The following is a 17,792-nucleotide window of genomic DNA, read 5'->3' on the forward strand; positions in this document are numbered from 1 at the left end:
ATGACCTACGAGCTGCACTACTGGCCGATGATCCCCGGCCGCGGCGAGTTCGTGCGGCTCGCCCTCGAACAGGCCGGGGCGGAGTACGTCGATGTCGCCCGCCTGCCGGAAGAGGACGGCGGCGGCATCGCGGCGATGATGGACCGCCTGGAGGACGAGCCGCTGCGCCCGCCCTTCGCGCCGCCCTTCCTCAGGGACGGCGACCTCGTCATCGGCCAGACCGCGGCGATCCTGCTCTATCTCGGGCCGCGCCTCGGCCTCGTCGGGGCGGAGGAGGCCGACCGGGTCTGGACGCACCAGATCCAGCTCACGATCGCCGACATGGTGGCGGAGGCCCACGACACCCATCACCCGGTCGGCGTCGGCCTGTACTACGAAGACCAGAAGCCGGAGGCGCGCCGCCGCGCCGAGGACTTTTGCGAGAACCGCATCCCCAAGTACCTCGCCTGGTTCGAGCGCGTGCTCGCCCGCAACCCGGCCGGGCCGGAGCATCTGGTGGGTGGCGCGGTGAGCTACGCCGACACCTCGCTGTTCCAGCTCGTCGAGGGCCTGCGCTACGCCTTTCCGAAGGCCGCGGCCCGGGCCCTGGCGCAGGCCCCGCGCGTCGCCGCGCATGCGGAGCGGGTCGGGCGGCTGCCGCGCATCGCGGCCTACCGCGCCAGCGAGCGGTGCCTCTCCTTCAACGAGGAGGGGATCTTCCGGCATTACCCGGAACTCGATCTCGGCTGACCTTGTCGCGAAGTCTGTTTTCCGGCCGAACCGTCGCGCTTGCACCGCCCGGCGGCGTGCTACAGGTGCAAGCGTGAGCATGCCCGAGCCTCTTCCTCCCGTCGCGGAACCGAGCGTCGAACCGGCGCGCTTTCGGGTCGCGACGCCGTTGCGGGCGGCGCAGGGCGCCCTCGCCCGGGCGCAGGACGCCGCCGGGATCGGCGTCTTCACCCTCGACCTGCGCGCGGGCGTTCTGCATCCGAGCCCCGCCTTCTGCCGCCTGCACGGCCTGCCGGTGCAGGAGCAGTATTCCCTCGCCGCTCTCGCCGAGCGGCTCGCGGCGGAGGACCCGGCGGCGATCCCCTCGGGCGAAAGGGCGGCCGGAGAGGTGGGCGGAGAGGTGGTCGAAGAGGCCGTGTACCGCGTCCGCGACCCGCTGACCGGCCTGCCCCGCTGGATCGCCCGCACCCTCGAGATCGAGCGCGACGCGGACGGCCGCCCCGTGCGGCTCGCCGGCGTGGTGCGGGACGTGACCGAGCAGCGGGCTCAGAGCACGGCCTTGGCCGAGAGCGAGCAGCATTACCGCACGCTGTTCGAGCAGATGGACGAGGGCTACTGCGTCATCGAGTTCATCGACGGCCCGCACGGGCCCCTGAGCGACTACGTCCACGTCACCGCCAACCGCGCCTACGCGCAGCATGCCGGCATCGAGGAGGTGGCGGGGAAACGCCTGCGCGAGATCGTCGGCGCGGAGGCCGAGGGCTGGCTCGCGCTCTACGGCGACGTCCTGCGCACCGGAAGGCCGATCCGCTTCCAGCGCGAGCTGGTCGCCACCGGGCGCTACCTCGAACTCGCCGCCTTCCGCATCGAGCCGCCGTCGCGGCGGCAGGTGGCGGTGCTGTTCCAGGACATCACGGCGCGCCGCCGCGTGGAGCACCTGCTCCATTCCAAGGCCGCCGGCCTGGAGGCGGAGGTGGTGGCGCAACGGCGCGACCGCGACCGGGTCTGGACGCTCTCGCCGGTGCTCAAGGTCGTGGCCTCCCCCGACGGGCGGATCGGCGCGGTCAACCCCTCGTGGAGCCGGACCCTGGGCTGGTCGCCGGCCGAGACGGTCGGCCGCCACGTGCCCGACTTCTTCGCCCCCGAGGAGCGCCCGGCGGCCGAGGCGGCGCTGGAGCGGCTCGCATCCGGTGATTCGACCGACCTCGAACTGACCTGCCTGACCCGGGACGGCGGCACCCGCCGGGTGCTCTGGACCATCGTCCCCGCCGACGGGCTGCTCTACGGCTTCGGCCGCGACATCACCGAGCAGCGCCACGCGGAGGAGGCCCTGCGCCAGTCGCAGAAGCTGGAGGCGGTGGGCCAGCTCACCGGCGGCGTCGCCCACGACTTCAACAACCTGCTCACAATCATCCGCTCCTCGGTGGAGTTCCTGCGCAGGCCCGACCTCGCGCCCGAGCGCAAATCCCGCTACCTCGACGCGGTCTCCGACACCGTGGACCGGGCGGCGAAGCTGACGGGCCAACTCCTCGCCTTCGCCCGGCGCCAAGCGCTCAAGCCCGAGACCTTCGACGTGGGCGAGCGGCTGCGCAGCATCGCGGAAATGCTCGATTCGGTGACCGGCGCGCGCATCCGCGTGGTCACCGACCTGCCCGGCGCCCCCTGCTACGTCCGCGCCGACGCGAGCCAGTTCGAGACGGCGCTCGTCAACATGGCGGTCAACGCCCGCGATGCCATGGACGGCGAGGGCCGCCTGACCCTGCGCCTCGACGGGGCCAAGCCGATGCCGCCGATCCGCGGCCATGCGGGTGCCGCCGGCCCCTTCGTCGCGGTCTCGGTCATCGACACCGGCACCGGCATCGCGAGCGCCGACCTCACCCGCATCTTCGAGCCGTTCTTCACCACCAAAGAGGTCGGACGGGGCACGGGGCTCGGCCTGTCGCAGGTGATCGGCTTCGCCAAGCAGTCGGGCGGGGACGTGGACGTGAAGAGCCGCGCGGGCGAGGGCACCGCCTTCACCCTCTACCTGCCCGAGGTCGCCGCCCCCCTGGCAGCCCCCGCCCCCGCCGGACCGGGGCCGGAAGCGGGCGCCGGGGCGCATCTGCGCATCCTCGTGGTCGAGGACAACCTCGAGGTCGGCCGCTTCTGCACGCAGATCCTGGAGGAGCTCGGCCACCACCCGGTCTGGGCCGAGAACGCCGAGGCCGCCCTGGTCGCGCTGGACCGGGCCGAGACGCCGTTCGACGCGGTGTTCTCTGACGTCGTGATGCCCGGCATGGGCGGCATCGCGCTCGCCCGCACCCTGCGCGAGCGCGCCCCGGATCTCCCGGTGGTCCTCACCTCCGGCTACAGCCACGTCCTGGCGCAGGACGACGCGCACGGGTTCGAGTTGCTGCGCAAGCCGTATTCGGCGCAGGAATTGGCGCGGGTGCTGCGGGAGATGGCTGTACGAGTAAATCAACAATGATAATCCTATATTTATCAAATATCTCACAGAATATTCAAATCAACCAATTTTGCAACAAGTAATCAATAAGGGCCTCCAAAGGCCGATCTGCTGCTCCCACTAGATGCAGCATTAGCCCTTAAGTCGATTTAGAAAAATTTAATCACCTGGAGTATAATCGGGTCGCAGATTTAAACCTCAGATAAAAACATGCGCTCCCCTCGATTTTCTCTACGTCAGCCAGACCTGAAAGCGGTATTCTCGGCTTCAAGTTTACAGCAAACATGGAAACATAAGGTAAGAGTATCAATAAGAAAATCTCCAGTACCAGATCCAATTGAGCATTTAGATTTCCACGTCAATTCATATGCTGAATGCCTTAGACTTGAACGTTTAGTCTGTGAAGGGAGTTATCAGCCAGCGCCTGCTCGGCGGTTATTAATGGAAAAATCAAAAGGCTTATGCCGACAGATTACAATCCCCTCCCGTCAAGACAATATAATTCTTCAGAGACTATCTGATGCATTATACTCGGAAATCCATGGTAAGGCTCCATCAAAAAGAGCATTTTTTGAGCCGGAAGATCATCGATTTTCCAATAACAAGAAGGAAAACAACGGAGCCCCAAGTTATGGAAGTTTTAGATCATGGATAAATTTCCAACGCGCATTGCTCAATTTCACAAAAACGAGAAAATACGTGATAGTCACTGATGTGGCAAATTACTATGATTCTATCAGCTACACCCACCTGAGGAATATTCTTTCGAGTCAAATAGATGTTCGAGAGGTAGTTCTTGACACGTTGATATATATCTTGTCATCACTACTATGGCAACCGGACTACATGCCGCGCATAGAGACTGGGTTGCCGCAAATTAACATTGATGCTCCTCGAATTCTCGCACATTGCTTTCTTTATGAACTCGATGAATACTTAGAAAAAAGGAAATGTGACTTCGTCAGATACATGGATGATATTGATATAGGTGTTGACAGTTTTGTTGAGGCTCGAAGAATTCTTAGAGACATAGACCTCATCCTCCAGACGCGGCAAGTCAGGCTCAATTCTGGAAAAACAAAAATCCTTACCAGCGAATAAGCTTTGAATCATTTCCGAGCTAGAGAGAACTACTTCTTAGATCTTGCATTTTCTCGCATTGAAAGAAAGTCTACATTAGGCTTGCCTACTTCTCGTGAGAAAAAAATTTTTGAAAAGACCTTTCCGAAACTATATGCAAGTGGCGAATTCGATGCCGGCGCCGGGGAGAAGATACTAAAACGCACATTGACACTGGCACGCAAGATTGGAGCCAATATAAACCCTCGTACGCTCGAAGACATATTTTACTCGCGACCCAGTTGCCGAGATAATGTGCTTTCGTATGAGACTCAACGAGTTGCACACACCAAAAGATTTGAGCGAATGTGTTCATACGCTACGGATTCAAGGATCGTGGATGAAATTTCCATTTTAAGCAGCATCGAGTCTCTAGTAGATGCGCGGTCATCACGCTCGAATTTGACCGACACGTCAATCGCGAAACTCAACAAGCACTTCATATCACAGAAATCCGCAGTTGGGGTGTATGGCCTTTTGTGGTTCGGGTCTAAGTATAATAATGCACGCTTAATCGTTGAGCATCTAAGGCTAACTTTTGATGTTTGGCGTGCGGATGCAATGTTGGGACGTTTAGTTGGGGGATTGACTCCTGTGATAAAAATAGGCGGCCTCGAAGATGATCTCCAAAAACTTTTAGACAACGCGCGGAACTCAGATGCTTACGATGTCTGGAGTTTTCACCAAGACTTGATGAGCAACTTAAGGGCATATTCTGCTGTAAAAAATATAATTTCCGTGCCCAATCCGACAAAGCCTCTAGGTATCACCCATCCAAAACTATTAATGCTGCTAAGCATTTTTCAAAATCAAACATGCCCTGATTCAGAAAAGTTAAAACTAATAACGGTCCACTCTAGAGCCAGGATTGACCCATACTATAGGCACCGAATGGCCTTATCCCTGCCGAAGCCCCTTCGAGAACAAGTTTTTTTATAATAATCGCTTCTACAACAGTTACACATTCCGTTGCACTTGAAGGCCCACTCGGCATCAACCGAGTGTGCCTAGATCTTGAGGCCTACTACAGCCTCGCGGGCTTGTTCGCCGCCGGTGGGTTGGTCAGCGCCTTCGTCTGGCCCGACCATCATGGTCAGGCAGCCTTCGACCTCGTCCCTCTCACGCCGCCAGACGCGGAAACACCAGCGCCTGATGCAGCGACACCCCCGCCGTCACGCCGTCGGCCGACGCCCAGGCCACGCTGTGGGGAAACCGGGCCGCGTCCCCCGCCGCGTAGACGCCGGGAACGGTGGTCTCCTTCATCGCGTCGGTGCGGATCACCGGCCCGAGCATTCCCTCGTCCACGGCGCAGCCGAGCCCCTCGGCGATCGGGCTGTTCAGCCGGTACCGGGGACCGACGAAGAGCGCGTCGAGCGGGATCGTCCGGCCATCCGTCATGACGAGGGCCGACAGGGCAGGCCCCTCGCCCGCGAGGGCCGCGACCGGACCGGGTTCGATCCCGACCTTGCGGTCGGCGAGCCGCGCGCGGGTCTCCGCGTCGGGCGCCGGGTTCCCGTTCAGGAAGAGCGTGGTCGGCCCCCATTCCGCGACCAGTTCCGCCTGATGGACCGATTTGGGGCCCGCGAACAGCACGCCGAGGCTGCGCCCGGCGAACTCGAAGCCGTGGCAGTAGGGGCAGTGCAGCACGCTGGCGCCCCAGCGCTCCGCCAATCCGGGGAGGTCGGGCAGGATGTCGCCGATGCCGAAGGCCAGGACGAGTTTCGCGGCTTCGAGACGGTCTCCTCCCGCGAGCGACAGGAGGAAGCCGTCGCCCTGCGCCCGCGCCGACACCGCCTCCCCCGCGACGAAGGTGGCGTTCGGATAGCCCGCGAGCTGCGCGCGGGCGGTCGCGATCATCGCCAGCGGGTTCTCGCCGTCCTGCGCGAAGAAGCCATGCGAGGCGGCGGCGAAGCGGTTGCGGGGCGCGCCGGCATCGACGACGCAGACCCTCCTGCGTCCTCGGGCGATGTAGAGCGCGGCGGACAGGCCGGCGAAGCTGCCGCCGACGACGATCGCATCATACCGCATGGGCGGTCTCCAGGTTGAAGTCGCCGCCGCGCGCGGCGAGGCGGGCGTGGAAGTCGGCGCTGAGCGCGGCGAGGGTGATCCGGCCGAGCTGCGCCATCAGGAGCGCCTCCGCCTCGCGGAAGCTCTCGTCCATCGCGGCGTTGACCGCCTGCTCGACGAGGCAGCCGGGCGCCTCGCTCCGGTTGCCCATGGCGAAGATCTCGGGGGCGCCGAGCGCCTCGTAGATGTCGCGCAGAGTGACGGCCTGGAGATCGCAGGCGATCCGCCAGCCGCCGCCATGCCCCTTCTCGGAGCGGACGTAGCCCCGCTCGCGCAGGCCCGCCATGATGCGCCGGATCACGACGGGGTTGGTCTGCATCACGCCGGCCAGGAACTCCGACGTCACCGGCCCCTCGATCTCCGCCATGTGCAGCAGCACGTGGAGGACGCCCGAAAGCTTGCTGTCTCGTCTCATGTAACTTTACATGTTTCATGAGAGCGCGCCTGTCAAGCGGGTGCGGGGCGTGTCCCGAACGCAAGAAGGCCCGCCTCCCGGCGGGCCTTCTCCCTGTCCGTGCGCGCCCGGCCACCGGCCGGGCGACGTCGAAGTCCCTCGACGCTACGGCTGGCCGGCGGGCTTGTTCGCGGCGGGCGGGTTGGTCGGCGCCGTGGTCTGGCCGGCGGCCGGCGGGGTGGCGGGCGGCGTCGCCGGGGCGGTGGTCGTGGTGTTGGCCGGAGGCGTGGTCGTGCCGGTGGTGTCCTTCTTCTCGTCCTTGCAGGCCGCGAGGCCGAGGGCGATGAGGCCGAGGACGGGAAGCAGCTTGATGGCGCGCATGGTGTTCCTCCGTGTCGTTGGGCTCTTCAGCCTGCCGCCGCGGACGGCCGGCACCCGAAGAGCGGAAACGGGCTTTGCCGTGCTGTGGCAAAGCTGAGAACGCGTTGCGGCCCCGAACCGTTCAACATTCGCGGGGCGAATGACCTGAAGAACGGGGGATGAGCGCCGAATTTCAGCAAACCCTAAGCCGGATGAAACCGGCGGCTCAGCCGTTGCGATCTTACCGGAGCGGCAGTTTTTGGCAGGTTTCGCAGAAGAAGGTCGAGCGCCCGCCCTGCACGATCCGGCCGATCCGGCCCGTGCAGCCCCTGGTCGGGCAGGCATGGCCCACCCGGTCGTAGACGCGGAACCCGTGCTGGAAGGCGCCGCGCTCCCCGTCCGGCCGGGCGTAGTCGCGCAGGGTCGAGCCGCCGGCCGCCACCGCCTCGGTCAGCACCGCCTTGATCTCGGTGACGAGTTTTTTCGCCTTCGGGGTCGGCGATCCGTCGGGCTTGGCGAGCGCCCCCGCCGGCAGGGCCGGGTGGAGGCCGGATCGGTGCAGCGCCTCGCAGACATAGATGTTGCCCAGCCCCGCGATCAGGCGCTGGTCGAGGAGCGCCGCCTTCAGCGGCGTGATCTTCCTGGCAAACAGGCGGGCGAGCAGGGCGGCGTCGAGGGCGTCCGACAAAGGCTCGACGCCCATCCCGGCGAAGTGGCGGCAGGTTTCGAGGTCGCGGGTCGCCACGAGGTCCATGAAACCGAAGCGGCGGGCGTCGTTGTAGGTGACGGTGGCGCCGTTGCCCATCGCCATCACCACGTGGTCGTGCTTGGGCGTGCCGAGCGCCCCTTCGAGGTAGAAGTCGCCCGGCGAGAGGTTCGAGCCGTCGGGGAGCCTGACGTCGAAGCGCCCGCTCATGCCGAGATGCAGGATCAGGCTCTCGCCGGAATCGAGATGCGCGGTGAGGTACTTGGCCCGGCGCGCCAGCTCGCGCACGGTCGCGCCCTCCAGCCGCTCGGCGAAGCGCTCGGGGAAGGGGAAGCGCAGGTTCGGCCGGCGCAGGGTGACGCGGGCGAAGCGGGCGCCGACCATCGCGGGGGCCAGCCCCCGGCGCACGGTCTCGACTTCGGGCAGTTCGGGCATGGTCGCGGTATCGAAACGGGGAAAGCGGATGCTTGGAGTGCCTCACAAAACGCCCGGCCACCGGTCGTGTCCGCTTCGACCGCGACGGCGCAGCGGGAGTTTTGTGAGAGACACTTAGCGCTCTCCCGGGCTCCCGGGCGAGCCCCGCCGGCCCCGCGCCGGGCGGCCACGCGGTGTCGCGCATCCGGCCGAGCCTCCCGACGCCGAGCCTCTCCGGTCCCGAGCCTCTCCGGGAACCGTTATCGGGGCTGACGGCTTGCTCCCGGCCAAGGTCCTTTCGGTGCGCTCCCTCGCCGGGCCGGCTGCCCTTCGGCGGGAGCGCGTCAGCCGGTCGTCGGAGTCAGCACGGCATGAGCGCCCACCCCTACCGGTTCGGGATCGAGGAGGAGTATTTCCTCGCCGACGCCGAGACCCGCGGCACGCCGCGCCGCTCGGTCAAGCCGTTCCATCAGGCGGCCGGCGAGCGGCTGCCGGAGATCGGGCGCGAGCTGCTCCAGTGCCAGGTCGAGGTCTGCACCCCGCCCTCCACGGAGTTCGCGGCCGCCCACGCCTCGCTGCTGCGGCAGCGGCGGGCGCTGGCGGAACTGGGGGGCGAGCACGGGCTCCTCGTCTTCGCCGCGGGCACCCACCCCATCGCCGACTGGGCGCGGCAATTGCCGACCAAGGGCGACCGCTACCGCGGCATCCTGCGCGATGTCGGCCTGGCCGGGCGGCGCAGCCTGATCTGCGGCATGCACGTCCATGTCGAGGTCGCCGACCCCGACCGGCGCGTGGCGCTGATGGACCGGCTGCTGCCGTTCCAGCCGCTGCTGTTCGCCCTCTCCGCCTCCTCGCCGTTCTGGCAGGGCAAGCCGACGGGTCTCTCCGCCTACCGCCTCAGCGCCTTCGGCGAGCTGCCCCGCACCGGCCTGCCGGACCTGATGGGCGACGCGGCGGCCTACGAACGCTACGTGCGCATCATGACCAATGCCGGCTCGATCCAGGATGCGAGCTTCCTGTGGTGGTCCCTGCGCCCCTCGATCAAGTTCCCGACGCTCGAACTGCGCATCGCCGATTCCTGCACCCGGCTCTCCGACGCCATCGTGGTGGCGGCCCTGTTCCGCTGCCTTGTGCGGCTGGTCGAGCGCCGGCCCGACATCCATGCGGGGCTCACCGGCGTCTCGCGGGCGATCGCGGCGGAGAACCTGTGGCGGGCCCAGCGCAGCGGGATCGAGGCGGAATTGATCGACGAGGCGTCCGAGCAGGCCTTCTCCTTCCCGGCCGCCCTCGATACGCTGCTCTCGCTGATCGCGGAGGATGCCGAGGCGCTCGACTGCACCGCGGAGGTGGCCGACGCCCACCGCATCCTGCAGGAGGGCACCAGCGCCGACCGGCAGATCGCCGCCTTCGAGGCGACCCGCGGCGGCGACACCAGCAACCGCCAGGCCCTCGACGCGGTGGTCGACTGGCTCGCCGAGACCACACGGGAAGGATGACGACGCGCGAGGGCTGAGGGCTGACGCATCGACTTCACCCGAAAGCCGCCCCCCCGCCGGGACGATGCTTCAGCCGAACAGCCCGGCGAGGTTCACGAGGCTCAAGCCCGCGATCAGGAGACCCACCACGACCATCAGCGCCCGTGCCGGGATCACCCGCACCAGCAGCGCGGCGACGGGCGCGGCGAACAGCCCGCCGGCGACGAGGCCGGCGATGGTGGTCCAGTGGGTCAGCCCGCCGAGCAGGGTGAAGGACACCCCGCTCGCCAGCGCGACGAAGAACTCCGCCGCGTTGACCGAGCCGATGGAGGTGCGCGGGTCCTGCCCGCCGCCGACCAGCGTCGTCGTCACCACCGGCCCCCACCCGCCGCCGCCGACCGCGTCGACGAAGCCGCCGCCGAGCGCCAGCGGCACCACCGCGCGGGGCGGCTCGCGCCGGGTCTTCAGCGTGCGGAACGCCTTCGACAGGACGTAGAGCCCCATCCCGAGCAGGTAGACCGAGACGAACGGCTTGATGGTGTCGCCGTCGACGGACGTCAGGAGATAGGCCCCCGCCACGGCGCCGATCACGCCGGGGATCAGCAGGCGCCGGAACAGGGCCCCATCGACGTTGCCGAGCCGCCAGTGCGACAGGCCGGAGAAGGCGGTGGTGAAGATCTCGGCCACGTGCACGGAGGCCGAGGCCGCCGCCGGCGGCACGCCGGTGGAGAGCAGGAAGGTGGTCGAGGTGATGCCGTAGGCCATGCCGAGCGCGCCGTCGACCGTCTGCGCCGCGAGCCCGACCGCGACGGCGGTCCAGAAGCCGCGGCTCGCCAGCCCCTCGCTCACGGCCTTGAGGGTGCCTCCGCCCGCGCCCTGGGCGAGCAGGACTAGGAACGCCGCGATCACGGCAAGCGCCGCCAGGGCGGCGAGGCCCAGGAGGACGAGCGTGCGCGGCTCGCCGCGCTTCGTCAGCCGCACGGAAGCGGCGGAAGACGATCCGGCCATGGGGAAAATGTCCGTTCGGGAAGGAGCCGAAAAGCTAAGGACCTGCACGCGGCGGGCAAGGGTTCGGCCTCCCAATGATCGGCGTCTGAGGAGAGCGAATCCCTCCGCGATCGGTTCCGAGAAGAACGTCTTTTCTTTCTCGGGCGCGGGGCCGGCGGGACACCGCCCGCCCAGCCGTCCGCCCTCGTCGATCAGCCCTCGCTGATCAGCCCTTGTCGAACGGGTTCTTCGACGTGCGCAGGGACAGCCGGATCGGCGTGCCGGGCAGGTCGAAGGCCTCGCGCAGGCCGTTGACGAGGTAGCGGGTGTAGGATTTCGGCAGGGCGTCGAGCTGGTTGCCGAACAGGGCGAAGTGCGGCGGGCGGCTCTTCACCTGGGTCGCGTAGCGGATCTTGATGCGCCGGCCCGAGACCGCGGGCGGCGGGTTGCGCTGGAGCGCGTCGGTGAGCCACGCGTTGATCCGCGCCGTGGAGACGCGCCGGCTCCACACCTCGGAGGCGTCGACCACCGCCTGCATCAGCTTGTCGATGCCCTCCCCGGCGAGCCCCGAGAGCGGCACCACCGCGACGCCGCGCACCTGCGGCAGCAGGCGGGTGCAATCCTCGCGCAGGCTCTTGAGCAGGCCCGGCTGGTCGGCGACGAGATCCCACTTGTTGAGGCCGATCACCACGGCGCGGCCCTCGCTCTCGACGAGATCGACGATGGTGAGATCCTGCTTCTCGAAGGGAATCGTCGCGTCGAGGAGCACGACCACGACCTCGGCGAAGCGCACGGCGCGCAGCCCATCGGACACCGCGAGCTTTTCCAGCTTGTCGTCGATGCGGGCGCGGCGGCGCATGCCGGCGGTGTCGTGCAGCTTGATCCGGCGCCCGCGCCACTCCCAGTCGAGGGAGATCGAGTCGCGGGTGATGCCGGCCTCGGGGCCGACGAGCAGGCGGTCCTCGCCGATCATCCGGTTGATCAGGGTGGACTTGCCCGCGTTCGGCCGCCCGACGATGGCGACGCGCAGGCCCTTGCCGCCCTCCTCGTCCTCCTCCTCGTCGTCGGGCTCGGGCAGAACCTCGCGGAGCGCATCCTGCAGCGAGCCCAGGCCCTCGCCGTGCTCGGCGGAGAAGGGGATCGGGTCGCCGAGCCCCAGCGAGAACGCCTCGTAGGCGCCGGCCATCCCGGCGCCGCCCTCCGCCTTGTTGGCGATGAGGATGACCGGGCAGCCGGAGCGGCGCACCAGTTCGGCGAAGGGCCGGTCGGCGGGCAGCACGCCGGCGCGGGCATCGATGACGAACAGGACCGCGTCGGCTTCGAGGATCGCGGCCTCGGTCTGGGCCCGCATGCGGCCGAGCAACGAATCGGCGTCCGCCTCCTCGAGGCCGGCGGTGTCGATGACGCGGAAGGCGACGTCGCCGATGAAGCCCTCGCCCTCGCGGCGGTCGCGGGTCACGCCGGGGCGGTCGTCCACCAGGGCGAGCTTGCGCCCGACCAGCCGGTTGAACAGGGTCGACTTGCCGACATTCGGGCGTCCGACGATCGCGACGGTCGGCAAATCCATGGGAAACAACTTTTTCCGAAAGCCGGAGGCCACCGTTCGGGACGATGCTCGAGAAGATAGGCGGTTGCGTCCGCGCCGTCAGCGGGTGATCGGCGGCGGGGCGGCGTTCTCGGGCTTGGCTTCCGTCACGGTGACGGGGCCGCCGGCGACCAGCGCCTCGTAGACCTCGACCCGCTGGCGCAGGCCCTGGGGCGTCTCGGTGTCGGCGCTGATCTGGTCGAACCAGCGGCCGGCGCCCTCGGTGTCGCCGCGCTTGAGCGCGGTCAGGCCGAGCATCTCGCGGGCGGTGTGGCGGTAGGCGTTGGTCGGGGCGGCCAGCCCCTGGAGGCTCGCCAGGGCCGCGTTCGGGTCGGACCCGTCGAGGCGCAGCAGGGCCGCGCGCAGGCGGGCGAGGTCGCGCAGGGAATCGCCGATGCCGGTATCGGCCGCGAGCCCGTCGTAGGCCGCCGCCCCGGCGGCGGCATCGCGCTTGGCCGTCTCGGCGGCGAGGCGGAAGCGGGCGAGCAGGGCGTAGCCGCCCGGCCCGTCGGTCCGGATCGCGGCGAAGTCGCGGTCCGCGTCCTCGACCTTGCCGTCCTTGGCGAGGCGGCTGGCCTGGTCGTAGCGCTCGGAGGCCGCCTCGGCGCGGGTGCGCTCGGCGTGGCGCCAGTAATTGTAGCCGCCGACGCCGGCCACGAGGAGGATCGCCGCGGTGATGATCAGCGCGTTGTAGCGCTTCCAGATCTTGGCGATCTGGTCGCGGCGGTAATCCTCATCGACCTCGCGGATGAATTCGTTGTTCTCGGCCATGACAAATCCGGGCGCCCCTCGCGGGAAGCGCGCTCGCCTCGCTCGTCGTCGTGTCGAGGGCGCCTAGCACAGCGTCCCCGCTTTGGCGAATGGGGGTCAGGCCTGTCCCGGCCAGGCGGCGACGCCGATGAGCAGCGGGTGCAGGTACTTGCCGAACACGAACCACGCCACGACGCCGACCACGACGGCGATGGCGTCGTTGCGCCAGCCGGCCGGGGCGGCCTGCCCGCCGTGCTGATCCGCCACCTGCCCCGCGGTCAGCGCCCTCCGCTTGGCGCTGATGCGCGCCGCCACCGCCCAGGCGAGGAAGGCGCCGAACAGCAGGATCGAGCCGAGATCGCCGTTGGCGAGCAGGTGGGCGGTCGCCCAGATCTTCACGGCCAGCAGCATCGGGTGCTTGAGCCGGGTGCGGATGTGGCCCGGCAGGTAGGTCGCCGCGAGGCTGATGAAGGCGAACAGCGTCAGCAGCACGGCGAGATGCCGGGTCCAGAGCGGCGGCGACCAGACCGGGATCATGCCCTCCTGCCGGTAGAGGCCGTAGCCGGTGACGGTGAGGATCAGGCCCAGCGCCGAGAGCAGGGTGTAGCCGAGCTTGAACCGGTTCTCGCCGATCCGGCCGATCACCTCCGCGCGCTTGGCCCGGGCCATGGAGAAGGCGTGCGTGCCGAGGAACAGCACGAGGCCGAGGATCAGAACCAGCATGGGGCAGCCTGTGGACGGCGCTCGCTCCGGCGGATGCGGACAAGCTCCCTGTAACGGTTCAAAACGCAATCTTTTCGCGATGTCCAGATCGTCTCGTCCCCTTGGCCGTCTCCTCTTCGGTGTCCTCGCGACCGCCTGCGGCCTCGCGCCGCCGGCCCGGGCCGCCCCGGAGCCGCCGCTCTCGGCGCTCACCCTGACGGGGCCGGAGCGGACGATCTTTTCCGCCACCCGCGACGCCTGCGACGGCGCCGACGTGCCCGACGCCCCCGCCCGCGCGTTTCGCGACGCGTCGGGCGGAATCGCGCTCTACGGCCTGCACTACCGCAACCGCGCCTTGCGCGGCCCGGACTTCGACAGTCTCAAGATCGATTGCCGGGTGGTGCTCGATTCCGGCGAGAAGCCCGATCCGGCGCTCTACGACGACCGCTCCTGGATCACCGCCACCTGGACCGAGGACGGCACGACCGTCGCCGCCCTCCTCCACCACGAGTACCAGGCCAACGAGCACGAGGGCCGCTGCCGCTCCAAGGTCTACATGGAGTGCTGGTACAACACGGTCACGGCGGCCTTCTCCCGTGACGGAGGCCGCAGCTTCGCCCGCGCGACGCCGCCCGCGGTGGTGGCCGGCGCGCCGTTCCGGCAGGAGGAGGGCCAGGGCCGGCACCGGGGCTTCTTCAACCCCTCCAACATCGTCGGCGAGGGGCGCTACCGCTACGTCTTCGCCTCGACCACCGGCTGGGACCGGCCCGGCAGCGACCAGGCGGCGGGCGTCTGCCTGTTCCGGACCGAGCGGCCCGACGATCCGGCGAGCTGGCGCGCCTGGACCGGCACCGGCTTCACCGCCGCCTTTCCCGATCCCTACCGCAAGCCGGTCAAGCTCGCCGACACCTGCAAGCCGGTGGCACCGTTTCCCGCCCCCGTCGGCGCGGTGGTGCGCCACCGCGGCAGCGGCGCCTGGATCGCCGTGTTCATGGCGGCCAAGGGCGGCGCCTTCCCGGAATCGGGCTTCTACTGGAGCAGCTCGCGCGACCTGCTGAGTTGGGATGTGCCGCGGCTGCTGCTCGCCGGCGCCACGCTCTACGACGATCCCTGCACGGCGAAAGGCCGGCTCATCGCCTACCCGTCCCTGCTCGATCCGGGCGCGAAGGGCCGCAACTTCGACGATGTCGGCGAGAGCGGCCTCCTCACCTTCGCGACCCTGCGCACGGAGGGCTGCACCATCACCTCCGACCGCGACCTCGTGCGCCGGCCGGTGACGATCAAGGTGTGGCCGTGAGGCTCTGAGGCGCCCGCCTCTCCCATCCTCCTCCTCATCCTGAGGTGCCCGCGCCAGCGGGCCTCGAAGGATCCTCCAGGGATCGCGCGGGACCTGGACGATCCTTCGAGGGTGACGCTTCGCGCCGCCACCTCAGGATGAGGGCGAGGACGGGATCGGTCGTCGGCCAGCGGAGTGCGGCCCCCTCACCCGAGGCCGAGCGCCGCCTTCTCCTCGAGATAGGCCGCGCGCACCGTCTCCTTGCCGTAGGCGCGCTCCAGCCGGCGCACGGTGAAGTGGGCGCGGCCCATGGACTGGAAATGATCCATGAAGGCGGCGTTGACCGCCGCGCCCCCGAGCGCGCCGATCACCGGTACGGCCTGGGCCGCGACCTTCTGCGAGACGACGAGGCCGAAGCGCGCGGCGATCTGGGCGGTGAGCCGCACCAGCGGGGGCGCGCCGGCATCGAGCAGCGAGCGGTGGGCGGCGTAGCGGGCGGCCTCCGACATGGTCTTGGCGAGCGCCGCGCGCACCGCGAAATAGCCGCTGTCGGCGACCGTGGTCCCGGCGCCGGCGCGCCCGCCCAGCGCGAAGACCTGCACGCAGGCGAGCGCGGTCTCGGGGTCGCTCAGATCCTCGCCCTCCTGCCGGGCGATCTCGGCGATGGAGCGCAGCATGATCGTCGTCGAGACCGGCAGTTCCACCGCCAGCGTCGCGAGGCCGAGCACGCCGCCGACGGCGCCGGTCGCCGCGGCGAGCGCCTTGTGGCGGGTGTCGCTCGACCCGAGCAGGCGGCTCAGGCGCCCGCCGGCCTCCGTCTCGATCCGTTCCAGCGCCGTGCCGGCGGGCTTCACGTCCCTGTCCGGCAGGGTCGCGAGCGCGACCCGCAGGGCGGTGCGCATCGCGCCCTCCGTGGCGCTCGCCACCGTCTCGGTGATGGGGGCCGGCAGCGCGCGGCCGATCATGTCGAGGGGCGCGCCCGCCGCCGCCGAGAGCCGCGCGGCGAGCCCCGGCTTCTCCAGCACGGCCACCGCGCGCCGCAACACGGCGCGGTCGTCCTCCGACAGGGGCCTTCCGGCCGGCGGATCGACCGGGACCGGCAGGGTTTCTCCGACAACGGCAAGGTCGTTCACGTCTGCGCCCTCGCGGCTTTTGGCGACATCTCGGGGCTGGCTTCGGTCGCGGCAAGACCTTCGGTTGAGGCAACACCTTCGGCTGAGCCAGGACCCCCGGCTGAGCCAAGACCGACGGGGCCGGTTGGGTTCCCCGGTCGGGTCTCGGGTGCGGGTTCGGATGCGGGTGCCGGTGCGGGCTCAGGCGCGGCCTCCGGCGGCGCCGTGCGCTGCGGGATGCGGCCCACGGCGAAGCACAGGGCGACCACGGGAATGCCGACCGCCGCCGTCATCGCGAAGAAGGTCGGGAAGCCGTAGGCCGCCACCACGAAGCCGGAGGTGCCGGCGACCAGCTTGCCCGGCAGGGCGTAGAGCGAGGAGAACAGGGCGTATTGCGTGGCCGCGAATCCCGGCGTGGTCAGGCTCGACATGTAGGCGATCAGGGCGATGCCGGCGAAGGAGCCGCACAGGCTCTCGATCGACACCGCGACGGCGAGCCGCCACTGCTCGGGCTCGCCGAGCGCCAGCCACGCCAGCGAGAGGTGCGAGGCGGCGGCGATGAAGGCGCCGATCACCAGGGTGGGGAACATCCCGAGCCGGGCGATCGACCAGCCGCCCGCGAAGCCGCCGGCGATCCCGACCCAGATGCCGAACAGCTTGACGATGGTGGCGATCTCCGCCTTGCCGTAGCCGAGGGTGATGTAGAGCGGGTTGGCCATCACGCCGGAGACGAAGTCCGGCATCCGGTAGAGGGCGACGAGGGCCAGCACCGCGAACAGGGCGTTGCCCATCCGGGCATGGAGGTCGGTCAGCGGCTCCAGCACCGCGCGGCGCACGGCGGCCGGCAGGTCGCGCTTGCCCGAGGCCGCCTCCCGCGGCCGGTCGTAGGGCGTGGCCAGGAGCGCCGCGATCAGGCCGACGCCCATCAGCGCGGCCATCGAGAGATAGGCCATCGTCCAGCCGCCATAGGCCGCGACGTAGAGCGCGCCGGCCCCGGCCAGGATCAGGCCGAACCGGTAGCCGAGATTCGAGGTGGCGGCCATCATGCCCTGCAGGTCGGTGCCGGCCGCCTCGATGCGCCAGCCGTCGATCACCACGTCCTGGGTGGCGGCGCAGAAGGCGACGAGGAAGGCGCCGACCCCCAGCAGCGCGAGCTGCTCCTTCGGGTCGGCGAAGGCCATCAGCACCAGCGCCAGGGCGGTGGCGATCTGCGTCGTCACCATCCAGGCGCGCTTGCGGCCGAGGCGGGCCGCGAGGAACGGCACGTCGACCCGGTCGATCGAGGGCGCCCAGAGGAACTTCAGCGAGTAGGGCAGCGCGACGTAGCTGAACAGGCCGATCGTCTTGATGTCGATGCCGGAATCGGCGAGCCGCAGGGTGAAGGTGCCGAGCACGAGCAGGAGCGGCAGGCCGGAGGAGAAGCCCAGCGCCAGCATCTGCGCGAGGCGCTTGTCCTCGGTGATGTCGCGCAGGCGCAGCTTGCGCGGCTTCGCGGGCGTTTCGGGGGTCGCTGCTTGCGCCGCCATCGCGTGGAACTCCCTGGAGCCTTCGCCCGGAGGCGGGTGCGGGGTTTGGTGCCCGGTTTGGTGCCCGGTTTCATGGATCTGGAGCGCCGCGAACGGCCGGATGCCCCCGACGCTCGCGCATCTTTGACAGGACTCTGCGGAAAACATGGCGGCCTTGCGCCCGCC

At 68.6% G+C, this 17,792-nt stretch carries 15 protein-coding genes; 5 read left to right on the forward strand and 10 right to left on the reverse strand.

Annotation, left to right across the window (positions count from 1 at the left end):
• From ABS772_RS12900 to ABS772_RS12910, 3 genes are all read left to right on the forward strand, one after another.
• A complete protein-coding gene (locus ABS772_RS12900) occupies positions 1-729 on the forward strand; it encodes a glutathione S-transferase (protein WP_350395044.1) in 729 nt (242 codons plus the stop codon).
• A 79-nt stretch (positions 730-808) separates the two neighbouring features.
• Positions 809-3,175, forward strand: a complete 2,367-nt coding sequence (locus ABS772_RS12905; RefSeq protein ID WP_350395046.1) for a hybrid sensor histidine kinase/response regulator — start codon at positions 809-811, stop codon at positions 3,173-3,175.
• Between the two features lie 189 nt (positions 3,176-3,364).
• Positions 3,365-4,255 carry an RNA-directed DNA polymerase gene (locus ABS772_RS12910; RefSeq protein WP_350395047.1) on the forward strand — a complete coding sequence of 297 codons (891 nt, stop codon included), beginning with the start codon at positions 3,365-3,367 and terminating at the stop codon, positions 4,253-4,255.
• A gap of 1,137 nt (positions 4,256-5,392) precedes the next feature.
• Here ABS772_RS12910 and ABS772_RS12915 read toward each other — a convergent pair.
• The 4 genes from ABS772_RS12915 to mutM form a co-directional block, all read right to left on the reverse strand.
• Entirely contained in the window at positions 5,393-6,301 is a 909-nt protein-coding gene (locus ABS772_RS12915; RefSeq protein WP_350395048.1) for an NAD(P)/FAD-dependent oxidoreductase, read from the reverse strand.
• Positions 6,291-6,755 carry an Rrf2 family transcriptional regulator gene (locus ABS772_RS12920; RefSeq protein ID WP_350395050.1) on the reverse strand — a complete coding sequence of 155 codons (465 nt, stop codon included), beginning with the start codon at positions 6,753-6,755 and terminating at the stop codon, positions 6,291-6,293. Before ABS772_RS12920 ends, ABS772_RS12915 begins: the two co-directional genes overlap by 11 nt.
• A gap of 144 nt (positions 6,756-6,899) precedes the next feature.
• Positions 6,900-7,115: a hypothetical protein gene (locus ABS772_RS12925; RefSeq protein ID WP_238254815.1), complete on the reverse strand. Its 216-nt coding sequence runs from the start codon at positions 7,113-7,115 to the stop codon at positions 6,900-6,902.
• Positions 7,116-7,335: 220 nt separating this feature from the next.
• Positions 7,336-8,235 (reverse strand): bifunctional DNA-formamidopyrimidine glycosylase/DNA-(apurinic or apyrimidinic site) lyase, encoded by a 900-nt coding sequence (gene mutM / locus ABS772_RS12930; RefSeq protein WP_350395052.1) that lies wholly within the window; start codon positions 8,233-8,235, stop codon positions 7,336-7,338.
• 350 nt (positions 8,236-8,585) lie between these two features.
• Here mutM and ABS772_RS12935 point away from each other — a divergent pair, with 350 nt between their 5' ends.
• Positions 8,586-9,710, forward strand: a complete 1,125-nt coding sequence (locus tag ABS772_RS12935; RefSeq protein ID WP_350395054.1) for a carboxylate-amine ligase — start codon at positions 8,586-8,588, stop codon at positions 9,708-9,710.
• 69 nt (positions 9,711-9,779) lie between these two features.
• Here the strand turns inward: ABS772_RS12935 and ABS772_RS12940 are convergent, their stop codons facing one another.
• The 4 genes from ABS772_RS12940 to ABS772_RS12955 all read right to left on the reverse strand — a co-directional run bounded on the left by ABS772_RS12940 (position 9,780) and on the right by ABS772_RS12955 (position 13,734).
• Positions 9,780-10,697, reverse strand: coding sequence for a sulfite exporter TauE/SafE family protein (locus ABS772_RS12940; RefSeq protein ID WP_350395055.1), 918 nt, complete (start codon positions 10,695-10,697; stop codon positions 9,780-9,782).
• A gap of 205 nt (positions 10,698-10,902) precedes the next feature.
• Positions 10,903-12,243 carry a ribosome biogenesis GTPase Der gene (gene der / locus ABS772_RS12945; RefSeq protein ID WP_238254819.1) on the reverse strand — a complete coding sequence of 447 codons (1,341 nt, stop codon included), beginning with the start codon at positions 12,241-12,243 and terminating at the stop codon, positions 10,903-10,905.
• 78 nt (positions 12,244-12,321) lie between these two features.
• Positions 12,322-13,032, reverse strand: a complete 711-nt coding sequence (locus tag ABS772_RS12950) for a tetratricopeptide repeat protein (protein WP_350395057.1) — start codon at positions 13,030-13,032, stop codon at positions 12,322-12,324.
• 96 nt (positions 13,033-13,128) lie between these two features.
• Positions 13,129-13,734 carry an NnrU family protein gene (locus ABS772_RS12955; protein WP_350395059.1) on the reverse strand — a complete coding sequence of 202 codons (606 nt, stop codon included), beginning with the start codon at positions 13,732-13,734 and terminating at the stop codon, positions 13,129-13,131.
• 79 nt (positions 13,735-13,813) lie between these two features.
• On the opposite strand from ABS772_RS12955, the gene ABS772_RS12960 reads away from it, so the two are divergent.
• A complete protein-coding gene (locus tag ABS772_RS12960; RefSeq protein WP_350395061.1) occupies positions 13,814-15,010 on the forward strand; it encodes a hypothetical protein in 1,197 nt (398 codons plus the stop codon).
• Positions 15,011-15,195: 185 nt separating this feature from the next.
• On the opposite strand, the gene ABS772_RS12965 is transcribed toward ABS772_RS12960, so the two are convergent.
• Both ABS772_RS12965 and ABS772_RS12970 read right to left on the reverse strand, forming a co-directional pair.
• Positions 15,196-16,122: an EcsC family protein gene (locus tag ABS772_RS12965; protein ID WP_350395063.1), complete on the reverse strand. Its 927-nt coding sequence runs from the start codon at positions 16,120-16,122 to the stop codon at positions 15,196-15,198.
• Positions 16,119-17,627: an AmpG family muropeptide MFS transporter gene (locus tag ABS772_RS12970; protein WP_350395065.1), complete on the reverse strand. Its 1,509-nt coding sequence runs from the start codon at positions 17,625-17,627 to the stop codon at positions 16,119-16,121. Before ABS772_RS12970 ends, ABS772_RS12965 begins: the two co-directional genes overlap by 4 nt.
• Positions 17,628-17,792: the final 165 nt, after the last annotated feature.

The organism is Methylorubrum podarium, assembly GCF_040270385.1.
GTDB classification, from domain to species: Bacteria; Pseudomonadota; Alphaproteobacteria; order Rhizobiales; family Beijerinckiaceae; genus Methylobacterium; species Methylobacterium podarium.

What these genes read in the sequence shown, in the direction of transcription:
- ABS772_RS12900 (WP_350395044.1), top strand. Translation starts at nt 1, where the DNA reads ATGACCTACGAGCTGCACTACTGGCCGATGATCCCCGGCCGCGGCGAG.
- ABS772_RS12905 (WP_350395046.1), top strand. Translation starts at nt 809, where the DNA reads ATGCCCGAGCCTCTTCCTCCCGTCGCGGAACCGAGCGTCGAACCGGCG.
- ABS772_RS12910 (WP_350395047.1), top strand. Translation starts at nt 3,365, where the DNA reads ATGCGCTCCCCTCGATTTTCTCTACGTCAGCCAGACCTGAAAGCGGTA.
- ABS772_RS12915 (WP_350395048.1), bottom strand. Translation starts at nt 6,301, where the DNA reads ATGCGGTATGATGCGATCGTCGTCGGCGGCAGCTTCGCCGGCCTGTCC.
- ABS772_RS12920 (WP_350395050.1), bottom strand. Translation starts at nt 6,755, where the DNA reads ATGAGACGAGACAGCAAGCTTTCGGGCGTCCTCCACGTGCTGCTGCAC.
- ABS772_RS12925 (WP_238254815.1), bottom strand. Translation starts at nt 7,115, where the DNA reads ATGCGCGCCATCAAGCTGCTTCCCGTCCTCGGCCTCATCGCCCTCGGC.
- mutM (WP_350395052.1), bottom strand. Translation starts at nt 8,235, where the DNA reads ATGCCCGAACTGCCCGAAGTCGAGACCGTGCGCCGGGGGCTGGCCCCC.
- ABS772_RS12935 (WP_350395054.1), top strand. Translation starts at nt 8,586, where the DNA reads ATGAGCGCCCACCCCTACCGGTTCGGGATCGAGGAGGAGTATTTCCTC.
- ABS772_RS12940 (WP_350395055.1), bottom strand. Translation starts at nt 10,697, where the DNA reads ATGGCCGGATCGTCTTCCGCCGCTTCCGTGCGGCTGACGAAGCGCGGC.
- der (WP_238254819.1), bottom strand. Translation starts at nt 12,243, where the DNA reads ATGGATTTGCCGACCGTCGCGATCGTCGGACGCCCGAATGTCGGCAAG.
- ABS772_RS12950 (WP_350395057.1), bottom strand. Translation starts at nt 13,032, where the DNA reads ATGGCCGAGAACAACGAATTCATCCGCGAGGTCGATGAGGATTACCGC.
- ABS772_RS12955 (WP_350395059.1), bottom strand. Translation starts at nt 13,734, where the DNA reads ATGCTGGTTCTGATCCTCGGCCTCGTGCTGTTCCTCGGCACGCACGCC.
- ABS772_RS12960 (WP_350395061.1), top strand. Translation starts at nt 13,814, where the DNA reads ATGTCCAGATCGTCTCGTCCCCTTGGCCGTCTCCTCTTCGGTGTCCTC.
- ABS772_RS12970 (WP_350395065.1), bottom strand. Translation starts at nt 17,627, where the DNA reads ATGGCGGCGCAAGCAGCGACCCCCGAAACGCCCGCGAAGCCGCGCAAG.